Source organism: Actinomadura meyerae (assembly GCF_900188445.1).
Taxonomy (GTDB): domain Bacteria; phylum Actinomycetota; class Actinomycetes; order Streptosporangiales; family Streptosporangiaceae; genus Spirillospora; species Spirillospora meyerae.
In genome coordinates, this window is sequence record NZ_FZOR01000001.1 from 92,659 (window position 1) to 107,658 (window position 15,000).

13 protein-coding genes are annotated in these 15,000 nt (G+C 75.2%); 8 read left to right on the plus strand and 5 right to left on the minus strand.

All coding sequences use genetic code 11. The annotated features are described in order from the left end of the window. Positions 1–14: 14 nt before the first annotated feature. The gene (locus tag CHF16_RS00405; protein ID WP_089323840.1) at positions 15–350 is read right to left on the minus strand and encodes a cytidine/deoxycytidylate deaminase family protein; all 336 of its coding nucleotides are present in this window, start codon (positions 348–350) and stop codon (positions 15–17) included. Positions 351–452: 102 nt separating this feature from the next. On the opposite strand from CHF16_RS00405, the gene CHF16_RS00410 reads away from it, so the two are divergent. The 3 genes from CHF16_RS00410 (at position 453) to era (ending at position 7,015) form a co-directional block, all read left to right on the plus strand. After that, complete coding sequence (locus CHF16_RS00410) at positions 453–2,585, plus strand: MMPL family transporter (RefSeq protein ID WP_089323841.1); 2,133 nt, start codon at positions 453–455, stop codon at positions 2,583–2,585. 51 nt (positions 2,586–2,636) lie between these two features. Continuing rightward, positions 2,637–5,990 (plus strand): ATP-binding protein, encoded by a 3,354-nt coding sequence (locus tag CHF16_RS00415; protein ID WP_089323842.1) that lies wholly within the window; start codon positions 2,637–2,639, stop codon positions 5,988–5,990. Positions 5,991–6,091: 101 nt separating this feature from the next. Then, positions 6,092–7,015, plus strand: a complete 924-nt coding sequence (gene era / locus CHF16_RS00420) for a GTPase Era (protein WP_089323843.1) — start codon at positions 6,092–6,094, stop codon at positions 7,013–7,015. Here the strand turns inward: era and CHF16_RS00425 are convergent. Then, positions 7,006–7,806 carry a hypothetical protein gene (locus CHF16_RS00425; RefSeq protein WP_089323844.1) on the minus strand — a complete coding sequence of 267 codons (801 nt, stop codon included), beginning with the start codon at positions 7,804–7,806 and terminating at the stop codon, positions 7,006–7,008. The two genes, era and CHF16_RS00425, sit on opposite strands and share 10 nt — an antisense overlap. Before the next feature lie 100 nt (positions 7,807–7,906). Between CHF16_RS00425 and CHF16_RS00430 the strand changes: the two genes are divergently transcribed. From CHF16_RS00430 to leuA, 3 genes are all read left to right on the plus strand, one after another. Then, positions 7,907–8,518 (plus strand): hypothetical protein, encoded by a 612-nt coding sequence (locus CHF16_RS00430; RefSeq protein ID WP_143227836.1) that lies wholly within the window; start codon positions 7,907–7,909, stop codon positions 8,516–8,518. A 1-nt stretch (position 8,519) separates the two neighbouring features. Next, a complete protein-coding gene (gene ddaH, locus CHF16_RS00435) occupies positions 8,520–9,275 on the plus strand; it encodes a dimethylargininase (RefSeq protein ID WP_089323846.1) in 756 nt (251 codons plus the stop codon). Positions 9,276–9,520: 245 nt separating this feature from the next. Continuing rightward, a complete protein-coding gene (gene leuA, locus CHF16_RS00440; RefSeq protein WP_089323847.1) occupies positions 9,521–11,233 on the plus strand; it encodes a 2-isopropylmalate synthase in 1,713 nt (570 codons plus the stop codon). A 73-nt stretch (positions 11,234–11,306) separates the two neighbouring features. Here the strand turns inward: leuA and CHF16_RS00445 are convergent, their stop codons facing one another. Beyond that, entirely contained in the window at positions 11,307–11,561 is a 255-nt protein-coding gene (locus tag CHF16_RS00445) for a protealysin inhibitor emfourin (RefSeq protein WP_245868105.1), read from the minus strand. 4 nt (positions 11,562–11,565) lie between these two features. Then, a complete protein-coding gene (locus CHF16_RS00450; RefSeq protein WP_089323849.1) occupies positions 11,566–12,606 on the minus strand; it encodes a M4 family metallopeptidase in 1,041 nt (346 codons plus the stop codon). A gap of 185 nt (positions 12,607–12,791) precedes the next feature. On the opposite strand from CHF16_RS00450, the gene recO reads away from it, so the two are divergent. After that, complete coding sequence (gene recO / locus CHF16_RS00455) at positions 12,792–13,598, plus strand: DNA repair protein RecO (RefSeq protein ID WP_245868106.1); 807 nt, start codon at positions 12,792–12,794, stop codon at positions 13,596–13,598. Beyond that, entirely contained in the window at positions 13,595–14,428 is an 834-nt protein-coding gene (locus CHF16_RS00460; RefSeq protein WP_089323850.1) for an isoprenyl transferase, read from the plus strand. The genes recO and CHF16_RS00460 overlap by 4 nt, the downstream gene beginning before the upstream one ends. A 79-nt stretch (positions 14,429–14,507) precedes the next feature. On the opposite strand, the gene CHF16_RS00465 is transcribed toward CHF16_RS00460, so the two are convergent. Then, complete coding sequence (locus CHF16_RS00465; RefSeq protein ID WP_089323851.1) at positions 14,508–14,933, minus strand: OsmC family protein; 426 nt, start codon at positions 14,931–14,933, stop codon at positions 14,508–14,510. Positions 14,934–15,000: the final 67 nt, after the last annotated feature.

The following is a 15,000-nucleotide window of genomic DNA, read 5'->3' on the forward strand; positions in this document are numbered from 1 at the left end:
CGCCGCGCCCGCGCTCAGCCGACGGTGGTGCGCAGCGTCCCGTCGGGGTTCGCGACGAGGACGGGCGCCTTGGGGCCCAGGTCGCGGACTGCCGCGACGTCGCCGGGGTCGGCGGTCTCGGCGGCGGTGACGACGGCGGCGGCCTCCAGGTCCTCGGCGCCGCTGGAGACGGCCATCGCGACGGCGGCCTTGAGGGCGGAGAGCTTCAGCGACGGCAGGTCCACGCTCGTCGCGGCGTAGGTGCGGCCCGTCTCGTCGCGGACGGCGGCGCCCTCGGCGGCGCCGGTGCGGGCCCGCGCCGACCGGGCCAGGGTGATGATCTTGGCGTCCTCGGGGTTCAGCTCGCTCACGCGCCCAGCGTACGGGGTGGCCCGCAAGTCACCGGCAAGTGGGCGGCAAGAGCGCCGCGCGATTCTCGAGCCGTCGGAGTTCGCCGGTCGTCTGGGGGAATCATGTCCCGTCTGCTCTACCGCCTGGGGAAGGCCGCGGCGCTGCGGCCCTGGCGGTTCATCCTCGTGTGGCTCGCGCTCGTCGCGGCGGTGGGGGGTCTCGCGGGCGTCGCGGGAGGAGCGCTGCAGGACGACTACACGCTGTCCGGAACGGGCTCGCAGCGGGCCACCGACCTGCTGCGGGAGCGGTTCCCCGCGGTGGCGGGCGCGGACGCGCGGGTCGTGGTGCACGCCGAGTCGGGGAAGGTCGACCAGGCGAAGCTCGCCGCGGCGGCCGCCGACCTCGGCGAGCTCCCGAACGTGAGCGCGGTGGACCCGCCGCGGCCGAGCGCGGACGGCGCGACGGCGCTGCTGACCGTCCGCTACTCGGTGCCCGTCACCGACCTGGCGCCGGACGAGACGCTCGACCTGCTGCGGTCGGCCACCGGCGGTCTGGACGAGGCCGGGTACCAGGTGGAGTTCGGCGGCCAGGTCCCCGAGAACGTGACGGCGCCCGGCGGAGTCGCCGAGGCGATCGGGATCGTGGCGGCGCTGGTGATCCTGCTGCTGGCGTTCGGGTCGGCGGTGGCCGCGGGCATGCCGCTGATCGTCGCGCTGGCCGGGCTCGGCGCCGGCGTGTCCGGCATCACGCTGCTCGCGGCCGTCACGGACGTCGCGACCACCGCGCCGACGGTGGCGAGCATGGTCGGTCTCGGCGTCGGCATCGACTACGCCCTGTTCATCCTCACCCGCCACCGCGAGGGCCTCGCCGCGGGGCTGGAAGTGCCGGAGGCGGCGGGCCGGGCCATCGCGACCGCGGGCCTGTCGGTGCTGTTCGCCGGGTTCACCGTGCTGCTGGCGCTGTGCGGGCTCGTGCTGTCCCGCGTCCAGGTCTTCATGACCATGGGCTTCACCACCGGCCTCGTCGTCGCGGCGACCGTGCTGAGCGCGCTCACCCTGCTGCCCGCGGTCCTCGGGCTCGCCGGCCGGCGGGTGCTGCGCCGCCGCGACCGCGCCCCCGGCGCGAGGATCACGGTCGAGTCGCCGCGGGTGCGGCGGTGGGCCGGGCACGTCGGGCGGCACCCGTGGCCGTGGCTGCTCGCCGCCGCGGTGGTGATGCTGGCCCTGGCCGCGCCCGCGCTCGGCATGCGGACCTGGCCGAGCGACGCCAGCAGCGAGCCGACGTCCAACACCGTCCGGCAGGCGTACGACCTCGTCGCGGACGCCTACGGGCCCGGCGCCAACGGGCCGCTGCTCGTCGCCGTCGACCTCGGCGAGACCGGCCCCGGCGCGCTGCCGGGGCTGGGGGAGCGGCTGGCCCGCACCGAGGGCGTCGCGGCCGTCGCGCCGCCGCAGATGTCCCCGGGCCGCGACGCCGCGGTGATCGTGGTGACGCCCGAGTACGGCCCGCAGGACGAGCGGGTGACCGGCCTCGTCGACCGGATCCGCGCGGACGCGCTGCCGCCCGGCGCGGAGGTCACCGGGCTGACCGCCGTGTACGTCGACCTGTCCCGGACGCTGTCGGACCGGCTGTGGCCGGTCATCGGGGTGGTCGTCGCCACGTCCTTCGTCATGCTGCTGATCGTCTTCCGGTCGGTGCTGGTGCCGCTGAAGGCCGCCGTGATGAACCTGCTGTCGATCGGCGCCGCGTACGGGGTGCTGACCGCGGTGTTCCAGTGGGGCTGGGGCACCGGCCTGCTCGGGCTCCCGCACAGCGTCCCGGTGTCGTCGTTCATCGTGCTGCTGATGTTCGCGGTCCTGTTCGGCGTGTCGATGGACTACGAGGTCTTCCTGCTGTCCCGGGTCCGGGAGGAGTGGCTGGCGCACGGCGACGCCCGCGGCTCGGTGACCACCGGGCTCGCCGCGACCGGCCGGGTCATCACCAGCGCGGCGCTGATCATGGTGGCGGTGTTCCTCGGCTTCGCCGCCGACCCCGGCCTGGTCGTCAAGCAGATGGGCGTGGGGCTCGCGGTGGCGGTGGCGCTGGACGCGACCGTCGTCCGGCTGGTGCTGGTGCCCGCCGCGATGTCGCTGCTCGGCCGGGCGAACTGGTGGCTGCCGCGGCCGCTCGGCCGGGTGCTGCCGCACATCGACGTGCACGGCGGCGCCGCGCCCGCCCCGGCGGCCGAGCGGGAGCCCGAACCCAGCCGCGCCTGACGGGGGAGTGATCACGTAGGGCGGACATGTCCCGGTTAGTCTGATCGGGACATGTCGCCTGTCGTACGCGTGCTCGGGGCCTTCGCGGCCGAGGTGGCGGGAGCGCCCGCCGACCTCGGCGGCACCCGGCAGCGCTCCGTGCTCGCCCGGCTCGTCGCCGCGCGTGGCCGGATGGTGCCCGCCGACCGGCTCGTCGCGGACCTGTGGGGCGCCGAGCCCCCGCCCCGCGCCGCCGCCGGGCTCCAGTCGTTCGTGTCGCACCTGCGTCGCGCCCTGGAGCCGGACCGGCCGCCCCGCACCCCCGCGCGGATCCTCACCACCGAGCCGCCCGGGTACGCGCTCCGGCTGCCGGACGGCGCCGTCGACGCGTGGCGGTTCGACGCGCTGATCGACGCGTCCGCCGCGCTGCTGGACACCGACCCGGCGGAGGCGCGGCGCAGCGCCGAGTCCGCCCTCGCCGAATGGCGCGGCCCCGCCTACGCCGAGTTCGCCGGGCTGCCGTGGGCCGCCGCCGAGGCCGCCCGGCTGGAGGAGCGCCGCCGCATCGCCGTGGAGCGCCGCGCCGCGGCCGCGCTGCGGCTCGGCGCCGCCGCCGAGGTCGTCCCCGACCTGGAGGCGCACGCCGCCGCCGACCCGCTGCGCGAGGAGGCGTGGCGGCTGCTCGCCCTCGCCCTCTACCGCGCCGGGCGCCAGGGCGACGCGCTCGCCGCCCTGCGCCGCGCCCGCGCGGCCCTGACCGAGGAGCTCGGCGTCGACCCGGGCCCCGCGCTGCGCCGCCTCGAAGCCGGCATCCTGGCGCAGGCGCCCGAGCTGGGGGAGCCGGCGCCCGCGCCGGAGAGGCCGGTGCCCGCCCGCCCGGTGCTCCGGGTCGCGCCCGCACCCCGGCCGGAGCCCCCGGCCTTCGTCGGCCGCGTCCGCGAGCTCGCGGACCTGGCGGCCGCGGCGGACGCCGCCGCGGCCGGCCGGGGCGGCGCCGTCCTGGTCGGCGGCGACGCGGGCATGGGCAAGACGGCGCTCGCCGAGCGGTTCGCGGGCGGCCTCGCCGAGCGGGGCTGGACGTGCGCGTGGGGACGGGCACCCGAGACCGGCGGCGCCCCCGCGGCCTGGCCCTGGGCCGAGCTGCTGCGCGGCCTGGCCGCCGACGCGCCGCCCGCCGAGGGGACGGCCGCCCGGCTCGGCCCGCTGCTGGACGACGCCGCCACCGGGCAGGGCGACGCCGACGTGGGCATGGGGCGCTTCCGGCTCCACCTCGCCGTCGGCGACTACCTCGCCGGGCTCGCCGACGCGGCACCGCTCCTGCTCGTCCTGGACGACCTCCACTGGGCGGACGAGGAGACCCTCGCCCTGCTCGTCCGGCTCGCCGGGCGGCTGCGGGACCGGCGCGTGCTGCTGGTGGCGACGTTCCGGCCGACGGAGGTCGCCGACGGGCTCGCCGGAGCGCTGGCCGCCCTCGCCCGGCACGAGCCGGTGCGGATCGACCTCGGCGGCCTGTCCCCGGACGAGACCGCCGCCCTCCTGCGCGGCGTCTGCGCCACCCGCCTGGAGGACGCCGAGGTCACCGCGATCGCCGAGCGGACCGGCGGCAACCCGTTCTTCACCCGCGAGACCGCCCGGCTCCTGGACGCCGAGGGCCTGCCCGCCGCCACCCGCCGGGTGCCCGCGGGGGTCGGCGACGTGCTGCGCCGCCGCGTCGCGCGGCTGCCGGAGCCGGCCCGCGCCGTGCTGCGGGACGCCGCCGTCATCGGCCGGGACGCCGACCTGCGCGTGCTGTCCGACCTCGCGGGCGACGACGACACGGTCGTCGACGCCGTCGAGGCGGGCCTGGACAGCGGCCTGGTCGTCGAGCCGGCGCCCGGCCGGATGCGGTTCGCGCACGCGCTCGTCCGCGACACCCTCTACGCCGGGCTGTCCCAGGCCCGCCGCGTCCGGCTGCACGGCCGCGTCGCCGCCGCCCTCGAACGGCACACGCCCGACGAGACCGCCGCGATCGCCCACCACTACCTGGAGTCGGGCGCCGACCCGGCCAAGGCCGTCCGGTACGCGCGCCTCGCCGCCGCGGCCGCCGAGGCCCGCTTCGCGCACGGCGCCGCCGCCGAGCTGTGGGCCCGCGCCGTCGAGGCGCTGCGCGCGCAGGGGCCCGCCACGACCCGCGACCGGCTGGCCGCGGAGGCCGCCGCGATCCGCGCGGGCGCGCTGTCCGGTCAGGTCGTCGCCGCGCGGGACCGGCGGCTGGCCGCCATCGCCGACGCCCGCGCGTTCGGCGACGTCCGGCTGCTCGCCCGGATCATCACGAGCTTCGACATCCCGACCCTGTGGACGAGCCGCGAGTACGGCACCGTCGACCGCACCGTGGTCGAGGCGGCCGGCGAGGCCCTCGACCTCCTGCCCGCGGACGAGCGCGAGCTGCGCGTCCGGCTGCTGACCACCCTCGCGATGGAGCTGGAGGGCGAGCAGGACGACCGCGGGCTCACCGCGTCCGAGGAGGCCATCGCCACGGCCCGCGAGCTCGGCGTGCCGGAGCTGCTCGCCGCCGCGCTGAACGGCGGCTACGTCAACGGCTACCGCACCGCCGGCGGCCTCGACCGCCGCACCCGGTTCGCGGCCGAGCTCCTCGACCTCGCCGCCGAGCACGACCTCGGCACCTACCGCGTCCTCGCGCACCTGCAGCTCCAGCAGTGCGCCGTCGCCGCCCTCGACCTGGCCACCGCGCGCCGGCACCTGGCGGAGGGGCGGCGGCTCGCCGACCAGTACGGGCTGCCGCTGCTCGCGCAGATCGCCGGCTGGTACGCCGGGCTCGTGCACGCCTTCGCCGCCCGGTTCGACGCGGCCGAGCGCACCTACGAGGAGGTCGGCGGCGCCATCGGCCGGACCGGCATCTGGTTCAGCGAGCGCGGCATGGTCTTCGTCGGCCTGTTCTGCCTGCGGCTCGGCGAGGGCCGCGAGGGCGAGCTGGTGGACGGCGCGGCCTGGCTGCACCGCCAGTGGCCCCACGTCGAGGCCACCGCCGACGTGTACGCCCTCGCCCTGGCCGCCGCCGGCCGCACCGCGGAGGCGCGGCGAGTCGCCGCCGGCGCGGGGCCCATCCGGCTCGACTACTTCTTCGACCTCACCATGTCGATCCGGGCGCTGCGCGCGATGGCGCTCGGCGACCGCGACCTGGCCGAGCGGGCCTACGCGGCGCTGCTGCCGTACGAGGGCCACATCACCGGCGGCGCCACCGCCGCCGCCACGATCGGCCCGGTCGCGCAGATCCTCGGCGACCTCGCGGTCTTCCTGGAGCGCCCCGCCGAGACGGCCGCCGCCCACTACCGCCGGGCCGCAGAGGTCGCGGGCCGCCTCGGCGCCGCCCAGTGGACCGACAAGGCCCGCGCCTCCCTCGGCCGCCTCGGCAACCCCGCCGCCTGACCGGACGCCCCCCGCCCCGCGCCCCGGTGCCCGGCCGCCCCGGCGCCCTGCCGCCCGGCGCGACGTGCCTTCCGCTCCTCCGGGTGGGCGACAATTGGGGGATGACCAGTGTGGGAAACGAGGCGCCCGGCGGGCACCGGGCGGGGTTCGCGTGCTTCATCGGGCGGCCGAACGTGGGCAAGTCGACCCTGATGAACGCCCTCGTCGGGACCAAGGTGGCGATCACCAGCAGCCGCCCGCAGACGACGCGGCGGGCCATCCGGGGGATCGTGCACCGGCCGGACGCGCAGCTGGTCATCGTCGACACCCCCGGCCTGCACAAGCCGCGCACGCTGCTCGGGGAGCGGCTGGACAGCCTCGTCCGGTCCACGCTGACCGAGGTGGACGTGATCGGGTTCTGCGTCCCCGCCGACCAGCCCGTCGGGCCCGGCGACAAGTACATCGCCCGCGAACTGGCGGGGGTGAAGAAGACGCCCGTGGTGGCGATCGTCACGAAGACGGACCTGGCCGCGCCCGAGCAGGTCGCCGAGCAGCTCCTCGCGGTCGGCCGCCTCGGCGAGTTCGCCGACATCGTGCCGTGCTCGGCGGCCGACGGCTTCCAGGTCGGCCTCGTCGGCGACCTGCTGATCCGCCACCTGCCGGAGGGCATGCCGCTCTACCCGGAAGGCGACCTCACCGACGAGCCCGAGCAGGTCCTGATCAGCGAGCTGATCCGGGAGGCGGCGCTGGAGGGCGTCCGCGACGAGCTGCCCCACTCGATCGCCGTGGTGGTGGACGAGATGGCGCCGCGCGAGGGCCGCGACGGCCTCGTCGACATCTACGCCCACCTGTACGTCGAGCGGTCCAGCCAGAAGGGCATCATCATCGGCCACAAGGGCTCCCGGCTCCGCGAGGTCGGCGCGGCGGCGCGCCGGCAGATCGAGGCGCTGCTCGGCACCAAGGTCTACCTCGACCTACGCGTCAGCGTCCTGAAGGACTGGCAGCGCGACCCCAAGCAGCTCCGCCGGCTCGGGTTCTATGACTGATCGGGCTTAGGCTCCGGCTCGGGAGCGGGCCTGGGCCCGGGCTCGGATCCCGGGAGTTCTTCCGGCGCGTCGTGGCGGCGGCCCCAGGCCCGGTCCTCGTCGGGCCAGGCGGCGCCGTCGCCCGGCTGCTCGGGGTAGGCGTACTGCGGCTGGTACTGCTCCTGCGGCCGGTACTGGTACTCGTGGGCGCCGGGGGTCTGCGAGCGGGCCGCGCGCGCGCCGATGGGGCGGGCGAGGCTGAAGCCGACCACGAACAGGGACGCCACGACCGCGAGGTACCAGCCGTAGCGGACGGTGATCTGGTAGCCGAGGTCCAGGCCGGTCTCGGGCAGGTCGTCGCGGACGTCCCCGAGCCGCAGCACGAAGATGCCGCACACCAGCAGGGCGAGGGTGCCGGGGACGGCGGCGAGCCCGCCGATCCGCGGGTCCCGGCCGATCAGGTCCCAGCCGGCGAGCGCGATCGCGATGACCGCCAGCACCGGGACGGCGAGGACCATGTCGTCGGCGTCGATCCCGGCGACGCTGCCGAGGTCGCGGGTGAGCGTGCGGCCGAACAGCTCGACGGCGACCGCGGCGTGCGCCCACGGCAGGAACGCCGACACGAGCAGCGCCGACGCGGAGGCGATCAGGGCGAGGATCCACAGCGCGCCGCCGCGCCCCCGCGCCGGCTCCGGGGCGGCGTACGCGTCCGGGACGGGCTCGCCGGCGGGCGGCGGGTAGCCGTCGACGGGCGGCAGGAAGGACGGGCGCGGCCGGTCGCGCCCCGCGTCGGAACCCAGGTCACCGGTCATGGACCCAGCGTAAGGGCACGCGCCCCCTGGACCGGGACGGCCACGGCGGCGGCGCCGGGTCGGTACTTTGGACAGAGTCCGTTATGGGAGGAGATCCCCGGTGTTGCTCGTTTTCGGGCTGACGGCGGTGTTCCGTACCGTCAGCGAGGGGACGTTCCACTGCCCCCGGTGCGGTGGCGACCGCGCCTACCGCAGGCGCGCCGGGCGCCGCTGGCTCTCGGTGTTCTTCGTCCCGATGGTGCCGCTCTGGCGGCTCTCCGAGACGGTGGAGTGCCGCACGTGCAAGGGCCGGTTCCCGGTCGCGGCGCTGCGCACCCCGACCGCGCGGCAACTGGGGGAGACCCTGGCCGCGGGCATGCGGGCGGCCGCCGCCCTGGTGCTGCGGGCGGGCGACCCGTCCGCCCCCGCGGCGCGCGCCCGCGCGATCGCCACCGTCACCGGGTACGGCGAGCCCGACTACGACTCGGCCGCCGTCGACGCCGACCTCGCGCTGCGCCGCACGTTCCTGCAGCGGGAGGTCGTGCGGGCCGGAGCGCAGCTCGCTGTGGAGGCCAAGGAGTGGTTCCTCGCGCAGGCCGTCCGGATCGGGCTGGCCGACGGGCCGCTCGCCGACGGCGAGCGGCAGGCCCTGCACGGCATCGCCGACCTGCTCGGCATGTCGCCCGCGTACGCGCTGGGCGTGATCGTGACCACCGAGGGGGCATCGCGCTGACATGGCCGCCGGATGGGCGCTCGTCCGGGCCCCCGGCCCGCGGATCGCCGAGGGGATCGTCACCCATGCGGTCCGGCGCCCGGTGGACGCCGCGCTCGCGGCACGCCAGCACGCGGCCTACGTCGCGGCACTGCGGTCGGCGGGCTGGCCGGTCCGGGCGGTGCCGCCGGCGGACGACCGGCCCGACGCCGTGTTCGTCGAGGACGCCCTGGTCGTCGCGGGCGACCTCGCGATCGTGTGCCGCTCGGGGGAGGAGCGCCGCCGGGGCGAGCTGCCGGGCGCCGAGCGGGCGGCGCGGGAGCTGGGCCTGCGGATCGAGCGGATCGAGCCGCCGGGCACCCTGGACGGCGGCGACGTGCTGAGCGTCGGCGCCACCGTCTACGCGGGCCGCGGCGCCCGTACGAACGAGGAGGGCATCTGCCAGCTGGCGCGGCTGCTGGGCGGGCGGCGGGTCGTGCCGGTCGACACCCGCGGCTGCCTGCACCTGAAGTCGGCGGTGACCGCGCTGCCGGACGGCGGCCTGATCGGCCGGCCCGAGCTGGTGGACACCTCGGCGCTGCCGAGCCTGCGCGTCGCGCCCGAGCCGGCCGGCGCGCACGTGGTGCCGCTCGGGCCCGACCACGTCCTGATGGCGGCGTCCGCGCCGCGCACGGCGGCGCGGCTCGCGGCGGACGGGCTGCGCGTCACCCAGGTCGACATCAGCGAGTTCGAGGCCCTCGACGGCTGCGTGACCTGCCTCTCCGTGCTCGTCCCCTGACCGTCCACGGGGAATGGCGAAGGCGCCGGACGTCGTTGCGATGAGGCGGAAGAGGTCAAAGTCGTCTCAACATGCGGACGCCGGTTTCCGGAACCCGGATGGCATCTGTTAACTTGGCGGACGTGTTGCGTGAGCTGCTCCTCCTTAGCGGCCGCAGCGGGGGCCTGTAGACCAGGTCGGCTCCCTCGCTGCGGGACTTTGACGTGGACGTCGGCCGCGAGGTTCGAGCAGAGAGTTCTCAACGGATGTATCCGCAGCAGCAGTCCTCCGGTATGCCCTTCCAGCGCTACCGCCCGTTCGCCCCGGTCAAGCTGGCCGACCGCACCTGGCCCGACGCCGTCATCACGGAGGCGCCCCGCTGGTGCGCGGTCGACCTGCGCGACGGCAACCAGGCGCTGATCGATCCGATGGACGCCCACCGCAAGCTGAAGATGTTCCAGCTGCTGGTACGGATGGGCTACAAGGAGATCGAGGTCGGGTTCCCCGCGGCCAGCCAGACCGACTACGACTTCGTCCGGCAGATCATCGAGGAAGGCCACATCCCCGACGACGTGGTCGTCCAGGTGCTGACGCAGGCCCGTCCGGAACTGATCGAGCGGACCTTCGAGGCGGTGCGCGGCGCCAAGCAGGCCATCGTGCACCTGTACAACTCCACCAGCACGCTGCAGCGGCGGGTCGTGTTCGGGCAGGACCGCGACGGCATCACCGCGATCGCGGTCGAGGGCGCCAAGCTGTGCGCCAAGCTCGCCGAGGACATGGGCGACACCGAGATCTTCTTCCAGTACTCGCCCGAGTCGTTCACCGGCACGGAGCTGGAGTACGCCGTCGAGGTGTGCAACGCCGTCAACGAGGTGTGGAAGCCCACCCCCGACCGCAAGGTCATCGTGAACCTGCCGGCGACGGTGGAGATGGCCACGCCGAACGTGTACGCCGACCAGATCGAGTGGATGAACCGCCACCTGGCCCACCGCGACTCGATCGTGCTGTCGCTGCACCCGCACAACGACCGCGGGACGGCCGTGGCCGCCGCCGAGCTGGGGTACATGGCCGGGGCCGACCGGATCGAGGGCTGCCTGTTCGGCAACGGCGAGCGCACGGGCAACGTGTGCCTGGTCACCCTGGGGCTGAACCTGTTCACCCAGGGCGTCGACCCGCAGATCGACTTCTCCGACATCGACGAGATCCGCCGGACGGTCGAGTACTGCAACCAGCTGCCGGTGCACGAGCGGCACCCCTACGGCGGCGACCTGGTCTACACGGCGTTCTCCGGCTCGCACCAGGACGCCATCAACAAGGGCTTCGACCACCTGCGCCGCGACGCCGAGGCGGCCGGGGTCCCGGTGGAGCAGTACCGGTGGGAGGTCCCCTACCTGCCGATCGACCCGCACGACGTGGGCCGGACGTACGAGGCCGTCATCCGGGTCAACAGCCAGTCCGGCAAGGGCGGCGTGGCCTACATCATGAAGACCGAGCACGCGCTGGAGCTGCCGCGGCGGCTGCAGATCGAGTTCTCCCGGGTGGTGCAGCAGCACACCGACTCCTCCGGCGGGGAGGTCACGCCCGAGCGGATGTGGGAGATCTTCCAGGCCGAGTTCCTGTCCAACGGGCCGCGCGCCGGGCTGCTGGCCCACCGGGCGACCTCGCGGGTGGACGAGAAGGACGCGCTCAGCTGCGACGTCCGCATCGACGGCGAGATCCGCGAGATCGAGGGGGTCGGCAACGGCCCGGTGTCGGCGTTCGAGGACGCGCTGGCCACGATCGGGATCGACGTGCGGGTGCTGGACTACGCCGAGCACGCGATGAGCGCCGGCGGCGACGCCCGCGCCGCCGCCTACGTCGAGTGCGACGTCAACGGCAGCACGGTGTGGGGCGTCGGCATCGACGGCAACATCGTCACCGCCTCCCTCAAGGCGATCCTGTCCGCCGTGAACCGGGTGGCCCGCGCGCAAGAGGTCTAGACGGCGCGCGCCATCGCCCGCCCGCGAACCGCGGGCGGGCGGGCGGACCGGAGTGTTCGCGCCGGGGGCGGGGTCAGCGGGCGCGGCCGAGGACGTGGTGGACCAGCTCGCGGAGCGGGCCGTGGAGCTGGGCCTCGCCGACGGTGGTGCGGTCGCCGTCGATGTCGATCTCGTAGAGGAACTGGTCGGGGATCCGGCCCGGCGGGGGGACCGCAGCCAGGTCCACCCGGTGGACGAGCCTCGTCAGCATGGGATCGCTGGCGCTGTCGGACTCGGCGCGCCGCTCGATCCCCGCGAATCCTCCGCTGCGGACGACTGTCACTTTCACTGCGCTATCCGTTCGCCTCCATGGAGACCCCTACCCCGGCCCAGGCGCGGTTCACCGCCTTCTCCTCGGTGGAGCCCGTGCCGTACAGCCGGCTCGCGGTCGCGGCGGTCGCGGCGGCGAAGCCGGCGAAGTCGACGTCGGCGGCGAGGGTGCCTCCGGTGAGCGTGTCGTACCACACGCGGCCGGCCTTCTCCCAGGCGTTGCCGCCGAGCGCGGTCGCCGCGAGGTAGAACGCGTGGTTGGGGATGCCCGAGTTGATGTGGACGCCGCCGTTGTCGCGGTAGGTCTCGACGTAGTGGTCCATGTGGGCGGGCTGCGGGTCCTTGCCGAGGCGGGGGTCGTCGTAAGCGGTGCCGGGCTCCTTCATGGAGCGGAGCGCGACGCCGCCGACGCCCTCGGCGAGCAGCCCCTGCCCGATGAGCCAGTCGGCCTGGTCGGCGGTCTGCCCGAGGTGCCACTGCTTGATGAGCGAGCCGAACACGTCCGACATGGACTCGTTCAGGGCGCCCGCCTGGCCGTAGTACTCCAGGCCGGCGGTGTACTGCGTGATCCCGTGGGTGAGCTCGTGCCCGGTCACGTCGAGGGGGCCGGTGAAGCCGGTGAACAGGACGCCGTCGCCGTCCCCGTACACCATCTGCTCGCCGTTCCAGAAGGCGTTGTCGTAGTCGTCGCCGTAGTGGACGGTCGAGACCATGCGCAGGCCGGCGCCGTCGATCGAGTCGCGCCGGTACGCGGCCTCGAAGAAGTCGAACGTCGCGCCGAGCCAGTCGTAGGCCTGGTCGGCGGCCTCGTCGCCGGTGGCGGGGCCGCCCTCGGCGCGGACGGTGCGGCCGGGCAGTTCCTCGCGGTTGCCCGCGTCGGCGATGGTGCGGTCGGGGACGAAGTCCGCGGCGGGGTCGGGGGCGGCGGCCGCGATCAGCTTGCGCTCGGCGAACTGCGCGGACGTGAGCGCCAGCGTACGGCGGGCGCGGGCGCGAAGGGCCGGGTCGTCGGCGTCGCGGGCGATGCGCTCCAGCATGTGCGGTGGCACGATGTGGCATCTCATGCCCCAACGCTGCCAGCTCAGGGGGGTTCGAGCCATAACTTTCGGCCGGACACCTCGGCCGAATCCGGTCACGGTATGTGATTGTTATGAAGCGCAGCGAGACCGTCCGGGCGCCTTGTGGAGATCCTGGGGAGATGTCCGGAGGGTGCGCCGAGGCATCGCGCGGCGTGCGTCAGAATGAACGGGTGACCCTCTACCGCGACGAAGGCATCGTCCTGCGCACCCAGAAGCTGGGCGAGGCCGATCGCATCGTGACGGTGCTGACCCGGCGCACCGGCCGGATCCGCGCCGCGGCGAAGGGGGTCCGCAAGACCAGGTCCCGGTTCGGCGCGCGGCTGGAGCCGTTCACGCACGTCGACCTCCAGCTGTACGAGCGGCGCTCCCTCGACCTCATCACGCAGGCCGAGACGCTGCGCCCGTACGGGGAGGCGCTCGTCGCCGACTACCCCCGCTACACGGCGGGGACGGCGATGCTGGAGACGGCGGAGAAGCTGGCCGGCGACGAGGGGGAGCCCGCGCTGCGGCAGTTCCTGCTCCTGGTCGGCGGGCTGCGCACGCTCGCCGACCGCAGCCACGACCCCCGGCTCGTCCTGGACGCCTTCCTGCTGCGCTCGCTGTCGGTCGCCGGCTGGGCGCCCGCGCTGGACGAGTGCTGCCGCTGCGGCACCCGCGGCGGGCTGCGCGGGTTCGCCATCGCGGCGGGCGGCGCGGTCTGCGCGAACTGCCGGCAGCCGGGCGCCGCGACCCCGGCGCCGCCGACGCTCGCGCTGATGCTGGCGCTGCTGCGCGGCGACTGGGAGTACGCCGACGGCAGCGAGCAGCGGCACCGCGCGGAGGCCAGCGGCCTGGTGGCCGCCTACCTGCAGTGGCACCTGGAGCACGGGATCCGCTCGCTCCGCCACGTGGAGCGGGACGCGCGCCCGGGGGCGCGCGACGGGTCGCACGAGCCGCACGACGAGTCACACGACGACACCGACAGGGAGCGAGTTTGAGCAGGTCCGTATCGCCGCCGGAGCCGCACCGCGAGGGTGCGGTCCCGCCCGCGATCCCCGCGGAGCTGGTGCCGCGGCACGTCGCCATCGTCATGGACGGCAACGGCCGCTGGGCCAAGGAGCGCGGGCTGCCGCGCACCGAGGGGCACAAGCGCGGCGAGGACTCGCTGTTCGACGTCATCATGGGGGCGATCGAGCTGGGCGTCCCCTACCTGTCGGCGTACGCGTTCTCCACCGAGAACTGGAAGCGCTCCCCGGACGAGGTCCGCTTCCTCATGGGCTTCAACCGGGACGTGATCCGCCGCCGCCGCGACCAGCTCAACGCGATGGGCGTGCGGGTGCGCTGGGCGGGCCGGCGGCCGCGGCTGTGGCGCAGCGTCATCCGGGAGCTGGAGACGGCCGAGGAGATGACCCGCGGCAACGACGTCCTCACCCTGCAGTTCTGCGTGAACTACGGCGGCCGGGCCGAGATCGCGGACGCGGCGGCGGCGATCGCCCGGGACGTGCGGGACGGCCGGCTCGACCCCGGCAAGATCAACGAGAAGGTGTTCGCCCGCTACCTGGACGAGCCGGGCATCCCCGACGTCGACCTGTTCCTGCGCTCGTCGGGGGAGCAGCGCACGTCCAACTTCCTGCTGTGGCAGTCGGCGTACGCGGAGATGGTGTTCCTCGACACGCTCTGGCCCGACTTCGACCGCCGCCACCTGTGGCACGCGTGCCAGATCTACGCCTCCCGCGACCGCCGGTACGGCGGCGCGGTCCCGAACACGGTGGAACCCGCCGCCCTGCCGGACGCCGTCGCGGCGGGCCGGGCGCCCGGGAGCGCCTGACCCGCCGCGACGGGTGCGATCGCCGCATCGCTCCTCCGGCGCGCCCGGCGGCTCGCCGCGGGCGGTCGGGCGAGGGCGGTCAGGCGAGGGCGGCGTCCAGGGTGATCTTGGTGCCGGTGAGGGCCTTGCTGACCGGGCAGTTCTCCTTGGCGTTCTGCGCGGCCTTCTCGAAGTCGGCGGCGGACAGGCCGGGCACGCTCGCCCGGACGGTCAGGTGGATGCCGGTGATGCCCTCGCCGGGCTGGAAGGTGACCTCGGCCTTGGTGTCCACCTTCTCCGGGGGCGTCCCGGCGCCGGCGAGGCCGTGCGAGAGCGCCATCGAGTAGCAGGTGGAGTGGGCCGCGGCGATGAGTTCCTCGGGGCTCGTCCGCCCGCCCGGCTCCTCGCTCCGCGACGCCCAGGTCACGTCGTAGGTGCCGAGCTTCGAGGAGTCCAGGGAGACGGTGCCCTGGCCCTCCAGGAGCGAGCCTTCCCAGTGCGCGTTTGCGGTACGTGTCGTAGCCATGACCCGATTCTCCACCATGGCCCCCTCCACTGGATCATCAACCCGGTAATGCCCGTGCCCGTGTCGA